This is a genomic window from Rhizobium sp. SEMIA 4085 (genome assembly GCF_013004495.1).
Taxonomy (GTDB): Bacteria; Pseudomonadota; Alphaproteobacteria; order Rhizobiales; family Rhizobiaceae; genus Rhizobium; species Rhizobium gallicum.
This window is the reverse complement of the sequence record NZ_JABEPH010000717.1, coordinates 1-546: the sequence shown is the minus strand read 5'-3', so window position 1 is coordinate 546 and position 546 is coordinate 1. Positions and strand designations below refer to the sequence as shown.

Sequence of the window (546 nt, the reverse complement as noted above, 5' to 3'; positions counted from 1 at the left end):
GTTGCAGATAATTTGGGCGGATGACAGGTCAGGTATAATCGGTGGAGAAGTCCATGACCGGACCATCCATCACCTGAAAAAAGACGGTATTGGGCCCAACGATCCCAGCTGCACGCGATCTGTCAGATGCTGGGGAGCGGCAATGACGGCCACTTTCCCATTTGCCTCGGGGAGAATGGACGAAGGCGCATTTGCCGCCCGGCACAAGACGTGACCGGCGGCGCAATCCCAAAGATTGGTGCCGTGCTCGACATAGCCGGCGAGCCGGCCGGCCGCGACCATCGCAAGTGCCGCGGCACAGCTCCCCAAGCAGACGATATGAAAACCTTGCGCTTCAAGCGCCGCCTCGACTGCGAGCCGGTGGACGACTGGCCATGTCCGGTTGCGGCCTATGCCAAAGGCGATGGGCTGTGTCCCGACGGGCGAAACGGACCCTGACCCGTGCAAAGGGCCGTCCACTGAGGCCCAGAACAGGGCGTCGAGTGCAGGTAGCGCAAACTGACTCTTATACCCATCTCCGAGCCCCCGAGACGCCTAAGAACCTCG

2 protein-coding genes are annotated in these 546 nt (G+C 61.5%); one reads left to right on the top strand and one right to left on the bottom strand.

Annotated features, from left to right (window positions below; genetic code table 11):
• Positions 1-69: 69 nt before the first annotated feature.
• Positions 70-309: an inositol monophosphatase family protein gene (locus C9413_RS34120; protein WP_246703921.1), complete on the bottom strand. Its 240-nt coding sequence runs from the start codon at positions 307-309 to the stop codon at positions 70-72.
• Between C9413_RS34120 and C9413_RS34115 the strand changes: the two genes are divergently transcribed.
• Positions 211-438 carry a hypothetical protein gene (locus C9413_RS34115; RefSeq protein ID WP_246703922.1) on the top strand — a complete coding sequence of 76 codons (228 nt, stop codon included), beginning with the start codon at positions 211-213 and terminating at the stop codon, positions 436-438. The genes C9413_RS34120 and C9413_RS34115 overlap by 99 nt on opposite strands.
• Positions 439-546: the final 108 nt, after the last annotated feature.